Source organism: Paramesorhizobium endophyticum (assembly GCF_014640615.1).
Taxonomy (GTDB): domain Bacteria; phylum Pseudomonadota; class Alphaproteobacteria; order Rhizobiales; family Rhizobiaceae; genus Paramesorhizobium; species Paramesorhizobium endophyticum.
Genome location: NZ_BMHH01000013.1, coordinates 122903 through 129575 on the forward strand (window position 1 = coordinate 122903; position 6673 = coordinate 129575).

General features: G+C 62.7%; 7 protein-coding genes. 1 reads left to right on the forward strand and 6 read right to left on the reverse strand.

All coding sequences use genetic code 11. The features are described from left to right. Positions 1-19 precede the first annotated feature (19 nt). From IEX53_RS15870 to IEX53_RS15895, 6 genes are all read right to left on the reverse strand, one after another. Positions 20-868, reverse strand: coding sequence for a type 1 glutamine amidotransferase domain-containing protein (locus tag IEX53_RS15870; protein WP_188825154.1), 849 nt, complete (start codon positions 866-868; stop codon positions 20-22). 98 nt (positions 869-966) lie between these two features. Continuing rightward, on the reverse strand, positions 967-1875 hold the full coding sequence (locus IEX53_RS15875) for a LysR family transcriptional regulator (RefSeq protein ID WP_236016225.1): 909 nt from the start codon (positions 1873-1875) through the stop codon (positions 967-969). A 113-nt stretch (positions 1876-1988) separates the two neighbouring features. Further along, positions 1989-2993, reverse strand: coding sequence for a TRAP transporter substrate-binding protein (locus IEX53_RS15880; RefSeq protein ID WP_188825155.1), 1005 nt, complete (start codon positions 2991-2993; stop codon positions 1989-1991). A 49-nt stretch (positions 2994-3042) separates the two neighbouring features. Continuing rightward, a complete protein-coding gene (locus tag IEX53_RS15885) occupies positions 3043-4320 on the reverse strand; it encodes a TRAP transporter large permease (RefSeq protein ID WP_188825156.1) in 1278 nt (425 codons plus the stop codon). Then, positions 4317-4895, reverse strand: a complete 579-nt coding sequence (locus IEX53_RS15890; RefSeq protein ID WP_188825157.1) for a TRAP transporter small permease — start codon at positions 4893-4895, stop codon at positions 4317-4319. Before IEX53_RS15890 ends, IEX53_RS15885 begins: the two co-directional genes overlap by 4 nt. Further along, a complete protein-coding gene (locus IEX53_RS15895) occupies positions 4892-5461 on the reverse strand; it encodes a gluconokinase (RefSeq protein ID WP_188825158.1) in 570 nt (189 codons plus the stop codon). Before IEX53_RS15895 ends, IEX53_RS15890 begins: the two co-directional genes overlap by 4 nt. Positions 5462-5572: 111 nt before the next feature. Here IEX53_RS15895 and gntR point away from each other — a divergent pair, with 111 nt between their 5' ends. After that, positions 5573-6607: an HTH-type transcriptional regulator GntR gene (gene gntR / locus IEX53_RS15900; RefSeq protein WP_188825159.1), complete on the forward strand. Its 1035-nt coding sequence runs from the start codon at positions 5573-5575 to the stop codon at positions 6605-6607. Positions 6608-6673 lie beyond the last annotated feature (66 nt).

Here is a 6673-nt window from a genome sequence, read left to right on the forward strand (position 1 = left end):
CCAGCGTTCCTGAGTATGATTACTTTAGCCGCTTGAGCAACTCTTCGCCAACCTGGCGCGCGGAGGCCGGGTTCTGGCCGGTGATGACCTCGCGGTCTGTTACCATATGCGCTGTCCACGGCTTGTCGTTGCTGCTGAAGCGGCCGCCAGCCTGCTCGAGGGCCGTCTGGGGATAGAACTTCATCTCGCCGCCCTTCAGGAGGGGCTTCGCCTGTTCTTCCTCTTCATTGCTGATCACGGTGAATTTGTAGTCCGCATAAATCCAGGAGGCGGGGCGAGTTGCCTTGCCCTCTTCAAGCTGCCTTGCAAACTCCTCGGCCTTGTCCAGCGTGGACATCAGGGCAATTGGACCATGGCACACCAGCGCCGTGGCCTTTCCCTTTTCGTGGAAATCGGTCAACAGCCGGGCAAGGTCCTTGCTCACGAGCAAATCCTGCATCGGCGCGTGGCCGCCGGGGATATAGATGGCGTCGAAATGGTCATAGCCGATCTGTTCGACGCGTTTCAGGCTGATAACCGGGGATTTGGAAAGGGAGGTGACTCCCAGCCGATCCAGCAGTTTCTGGTGTTCGGCCATGGCGTCGGCGTCACCGCCAAAATAAACCGGATCGACGGAGCTGGCGTCAACGGCGGGCGCTTTGCCATGCGGCGTTGCAAAGATGACCTCATGGCCGGCGTCGAGCAGCATTTTCACCGGTTGCATCAGTTCGTTGAGGTAAAAGCCGGTTTTGAAGGTCTTGCCGTCTTTCAGGTCCAGATGGTTTTCATCCGAAAGGACGACGAGAACATTGGCGGCTTGCGCGCCGACGGGGGCGAGGGCGTGAAGCGAGATGGCGACGAGCGCCGCGGCGGCGAGTTTCCTGATCATGAATTCTGGTCTCCGGTTAAGATGCCCGGAAGCTAATATTTGCCGAGAGAACGATAAATCAGGCCTGCAACAAATCATTTGTTCGTAACAGGCAAAAATCAGCCCTGCTCTGCCGCCGCTCCCGCGATAAAATCGATCAAGGCGCGCGTCGCCGCGGAAAGCCGGCGGTGGGATGGAAAGATCATGGAGAAGGGACGCGTGCTGCCTTCCGCGCTTTCCAGCAACCTCACCAGCCGGCCCTGCTCGATGCGGCTTGCCACGATGAATTCATAGGTCTGGCAGATTCCAAGCCCGCTTTGCGCCAGCGACACCACGCCCAATACGTCATCGAGGACACGCATGTTGCTGGGCGGCGTCCATTCGATGTCGTTCCCATCCACGCGCAACGTCCATGGCGCGTCGCGCCCGGTGCTCGGCTTGACGAAGGAGAGGCATTGATGACGAGCGAGATCGTCGATCGTTTCGGGCGTGCCATTGCGCTCCAAATAATCCGGCGACGCCACGAGGCATAGGTGCACATCCTCCAGCTTGCGGGCCATCAGGCCGCTGTCGCGCAATTGTCCGAGCCGGATCGCCAGATCGAATCCCTCCGCCACCAGATCGACATTGCGGTTGGTAATACCGAGCTCGACGCGGATGCCGGGATATGCCTGGTTGAAACGGGAAAGAATGGCCGGCAGGCGATGGTGGCCGTAGGTGGTCGGCACGCTGAGGCGAACCTGTCCGGAAATTTCCCCGCTCTGGCCCTGAACAGCGCGTTCGGCATCGTCCATCAGTGAAAAGGCGAGGCGCGCCTGTTCGAAATAGACGCGCCCGGCTTCCGTGAGGCTCAGGCGGCGTGTGGTGCGCCGCATGAGCTGCGTACCCAGCCGTGCTTCCAGCCGGCTGATGGCGCGGCTGATCACCGATGGCGTGGTCGACAAAGCAATGGCGCCTTCTGTCATCGAGCCCTTCTCGATAACGGCCACGAAGGCTTCCACGTCGGCCATGTGATCAAAACGGCGCATAATTGCCCTGAGCGCAAAAATCATTCGTCATTCATGGCCTTTTATCGCCATTGCAATAAATAAAAAAGCCGCCCGGTTTCCCGGAGCGGCTTTCATCACATAACCAGCGGTTGTTACTTCGCGGCGCGCACTTTCGCCAGTTCGCCTTGCGTTTCATCCCAGAGGGGCTGGCCGATGTCGTTGACCACTTTCTGAGTGACCGGGGCGGCCAGTTCGCGGAGCTTGGCGACTTCGGCCTCAGGCATGACAGACACTTCCATGCCCGCGGCTTTCAGCTGTTCCAGCGCCTTGGCGGACTGCTCGCGCGTGTCCTTGCGCTCGAAATCGCGGGAGGAGATGGCGGCTTCCTTCAGGATCTTCTGCTCGTCGGGCGAGAGGCCGTCCCACCACTTCTTGCTGACCAGCATCACCCACGGGCTGTAGACGTGGTTGGAGATGGTCAGGTGCTTCTGCACCTCGAAGAATTTCGAGGAGACGATCGTCGTGACGGGGTTTTCCTGCCCATCGACCGCGCCTGTCTCCAGCGCCGTGAAGAGTTCGGAGAACGGCATCGGCACGGCGTTCGCCCCGGCGGCGTTGAAGGTTTCCAGATAGACCGGGTTCTGCATGACGCGCAGCTTGACGCCCTTCAGATCGTCGGCCTTCTCGATCTTGTGACGGTTGTTGGTGAGGTTGCGGAAGCCGTTCTCCCAGTAGACGAGACCGACGAGGCCCTGCGGCTGCAGGCTGTCGAGGAGCTTCTGGCCGACCGGGCCGTCGAGCACGGCGTCGGCTTCCTTCTCATTGGCGAACAGGAACGGCACGTCCCAGACGGCGAATTCCTTCACCGTGCCGACGAGAGTGGCGGTCGATCCGACCATCATCTCCTGCGCGCCGCCGACCAGCGCCTGCTGCATCTGCACGTCGGAGCCGAGCGAGGCGGCGCCGAAGGTGCGCACCTTCATCTTGCCGCCGCTCAGTTTTTCCACTTCCTTGGCAAAGTGGCGGGCGGCATTACCCTGCACGCTGTCTTCATTAAGACCATAGCCGAAGCGGATGATCCGGCTCTTGATGTCCTGCGCGGTGGCGGCAGTGCTGCCGATACCCAGCGCAAGCAGGGCGATAAGGATTTGTTTCATTTCAGGTTTCCTCCCTTTGGGTGTTGAAACGGGGTATTCCTTCCAGCTATCAGCGGAGCCATTTGGCTGGAACGGTGATCAGTTCCGGGACGAGGACGAACAGGCCCAGCAGCGCCGTATAGGCGATGATGTAAGGCCAGACGCCGCGGATGACGCCCTCCATCCGGATGCGGGCGACGCCCGCGACGACGTTGAGGACCGTGCCGACCGGCGGGGTCAACAGCCCCACCGCGCCCACCAGCACGAACATAACGCCGAAATAGACCGGATCGATGCCCGCGCGGACCACCAGCGGCGACAGGATCGGCCCGAGGATCAGGATCGTCGGGGTCAGGTCCATCGCCGTGCCGACAAGCGTCAGGAGGACAATGATCGCCAACATCAGGAGCTTCGGCTGGTCGAGCATCGGCTGAAGCAAGTCGATGACGAGGTTGGGCAGGTCGGCAAGCGTGATCATGTAGCTGGTGAACAAAGCCGCCGCGACGAGGAACATCACCACCGCCGTCGTCTTGGCGGCCGCGACGAAAAGCCGGGGCAGTTCGGCGATTTTGAGGCCGCGATAGACGAAGAGCCCGACGACCAGCGCATAGACCGCAGCGACCACCGCCGCCTCGGTCGGCGTGAACAGGCCGCCGCGCATGCCGCCGATGATGATGACAGGCATCAGGAGCGCCCAGAACGCGTCGAGCAGGGCCTTGCCGCGCACCGACCAGGGCTGCCGCGGGCGGGGCGGCACGTTCTCCTTGCGCGCGATAAAGCTCCAGACCGCCACCAGCACCAGCGCCATCATCAGGCCGGGCGCGATGCCGGCCATGAAAAGCTGGGTGATGGAGACATTGGTGGCGACGCCATAGATGATGAAGGACATGCTGGGCGGAATGATCGGCGCGATGATGCCGCCCGACGCGATGAGCCCGGAGGAGCGTTCGACATTATAGCCATGCGACCGCATCATCGGGATCAAGAGCGCGGCGACCGCCGCCGTATCGGCAATGGCCGAGCCGGACACGCTCGCCAGCAGCGTGGCTGCGGCGATGGCGACATAGCCGAGGCCGCCCCTGATATGGCCGACCATGGTGACGGCGAGATCGACCATGCGGCGGGAGATGCCGCCCGCATTCATCAATTCGCCGGCCAGCAGGAAGAATGGCACGGCCATCAGCGGGAAATTGTCCGCCCCGGCCAGCATGTTCTGCGCCAGAAGCTGCGCGTCGAAGAAATCGAGATGCACCATCAGCGCGACGCCGGTCAGCATCAGCGCGAAGGCGATGGGCATACCGAGCGCCATCAGCCCGAGCAGGGTGCCCAGAAATACGAGAATTGTCATTGCTTCCTCCCAGCCGCTTCGCTCCGCCCATCGGCGGCCAGTTCCTTCAGCGTTTCCGCCGCTTCCTCCTGATCCGCGCTCTCGCGGACCTGCACCAGCTCGTCATCGCTCAGGCGGCCCGTCAGCGCGCGGGCGAGGTCGATGGCGAACAGCGCCATCATCGCGACCGCGGCGACCAGCCCGGCGGCGGCGAAGGCGGCGAGCGGCACGCCCGTCACCGGCGCGTGGCTGTTCAGGCCGATGATGGTCTGCTGCCAGCTGCCCTCGACGAACAGCCAGAGCGCATAGAGGATGAGCGCGTTGGTGATGATGATGCAGATGAGCTTGCCCGCGCGCGGCAGGCGCACGAGCAGCATATCGACGCCGACATGGGCGCGCTCGCGCACTGCGACGGCCGCGCCGAGGAAAACCAGCCACACGAAGGCGAGGCGCGATATTTCCTCCGAGGTGGCGAGGCCGGTGTTGAGCAGATATCGCCCGGCGGCATTGCCGAAGACGAGCACGACCATGATGGCGAGCATCGCGGCCATGGTCCATTCCGCCAATTTTTGAATCCAGTCCGCAAGCGCTTTCATGCCGCTCCTCCTTCGACATTCATCGCCATTGTTTTGGGCAAACCGAGCAGATCGCAGGCCCGCGCGACCAGTTCCATCGGGTCCTCATTGACGGGGAGGGCGATACCGCCTTCGTCGTCCGCCAATTCCTCAAGATCTGCAAGCTGGCTGTCGAGCAGGGCAGGGGGCATGAAATGCGAGCGGCGCGCGGCGAGGCGCTCACCGATCAGTTCGCGCGAGCCCGAGAGATGGAGGATGGTAAGGGAGCCCAGTTCCCCACGCAGAAAGTCGCGATAGCGCCGCTTCAATGCCGAACAGGCGATGATGACGGGCTTTTTGCCTTGCGCATGCGTGTCCGAGGCGGCCCGGGCCAACGCGGCAAGCCATGGCCAGCGCTCGGCATCGGTCAGGGGGCGGCCCGCCGACATCAGCTTGATATTCTCTTCCGGGTGATATTCGTCGGCTTCGATGAAGCGCCCGTCGGTCCGTTCGGCAATCGCCTTGCCGACGGTCGACTTGCCGGCGCCGCAGACGCCCATGACGAGCACGAAATCCGGCTGCAGCCTAAGCGCCGCTCCTGTCGCCATCGTCTCTCCTCCCTACTTCTTATGGGCCTTAAGAAAATGAAAGCGCTTTCATTTGTCAAGCGCGTTTCGCTGGCATATAGGTTTCTTCCAAGGGAGAAGGCCGTAAACGGGATGACAGGCAGGCGAATCAAGCTTTCGGATGTGGCGAAGGCGGCGGGGGTGAGCGCCGCCACGGTGTCACGGGCGCTGCGCAATCCTGACATCGTATCGGAAAAGGTCCGGGAGCGGATCGAGCGCGTCATCGAGGAACTTGGCTATGTGCCGGACCCGGCGGCAAGCGCGCTTGCCTCGGCGCGGACGGATGTGGTCGGCGTGCTCATTCCCTCGGTGACGAACAATGTCTTCGCCGAAGTGCTGCGCGGCATCTATTCGGCGGCGGAAGGCACGGCCTATCGCATCCAGCTCGGCAATACGCGCTATTCGATCCTGGAAGAGGAGCGGCTGCTGAAAGTGTTCCTGAGCCAGCGTCCGGCGGGGCTGATCGTGACGGGGACGGACCAGTCCAACGCGTCCCGCGCCATGCTGCTTGGCGCGGATTGCCCGGTAGTGCAGATCATGGAAACCGGCGAGAAACCGGTGGACATGATGATCGGTTTTTCCCACCGCGATGGCGCCTATGCCGCAACCCGGCATCTGATCGAGGAAGGCTACCGGCGAATCGCCTTTCTCGGCGCGCGGATGGATCCGCGCACCCAGCGGCGGCTGGAGGGGTTTTCACAGGCGCTGCGGGAGGCGGGGCTGTTCGACGAGCGGCTGATCGTCACCACGCCGCGTCCCTCGACCGTGACGCTCGGTTGCGCGCTGGTCTCCGAGCTTCTGGCCCGTGCGCCGGATGCGGACGCGGTGTTCTGCAACAATGACGATCTGGCGCTGGGCGTCCTCTTCGAGTGCCAGCGCCGGCGGATCGCGGTGCCGGACGATTTCGGCATTTGCGGCTTCAACGATCTTGAGATGATGGCCGTAGCGAATCCCTCGATCACCAGCGTGCGGACATTCCGCGAGGCGATGGGGGTAAAGGCATTCGAGATGCTCGCGAGGGGGCTGGATGGGCAGCCGGTGGGTGAGGCGGTGGTGGATCTCGGGTTTGAGCTGATGAGGCGGCAGAGTACGCGGAGGGGTCCCTCTCCGCGTCATCCTCGGGCTTGACCCACTACTGTCCGGTTTAGCCCAAGGCAAAGTCGAAGGCGGTCTGCCTTTGATCTTGCCATGGCG

What these genes read in the sequence shown, in the direction of transcription:
- IEX53_RS15890 (WP_188825157.1), bottom strand. Translation starts at nt 4,895, where the DNA reads ATGAAAGCGCTTGCGGACTGGATTCAAAAATTGGCGGAATGGACCATG.
- IEX53_RS15875 (WP_236016225.1), bottom strand. Translation starts at nt 1,875, where the DNA reads ATGCGCCGTTTTGATCACATGGCCGACGTGGAAGCCTTCGTGGCCGTT.
- IEX53_RS15880 (WP_188825155.1), bottom strand. Translation starts at nt 2,993, where the DNA reads ATGAAACAAATCCTTATCGCCCTGCTTGCGCTGGGTATCGGCAGCACT.
- IEX53_RS15870 (WP_188825154.1), bottom strand. Translation starts at nt 868, where the DNA reads ATGATCAGGAAACTCGCCGCCGCGGCGCTCGTCGCCATCTCGCTTCAC.
- IEX53_RS15895 (WP_188825158.1), bottom strand. Translation starts at nt 5,461, where the DNA reads ATGGCGACAGGAGCGGCGCTTAGGCTGCAGCCGGATTTCGTGCTCGTC.
- gntR (WP_188825159.1), top strand. Translation starts at nt 5,573, where the DNA reads ATGACAGGCAGGCGAATCAAGCTTTCGGATGTGGCGAAGGCGGCGGGG.
- IEX53_RS15885 (WP_188825156.1), bottom strand. Translation starts at nt 4,320, where the DNA reads ATGACAATTCTCGTATTTCTGGGCACCCTGCTCGGGCTGATGGCGCTC.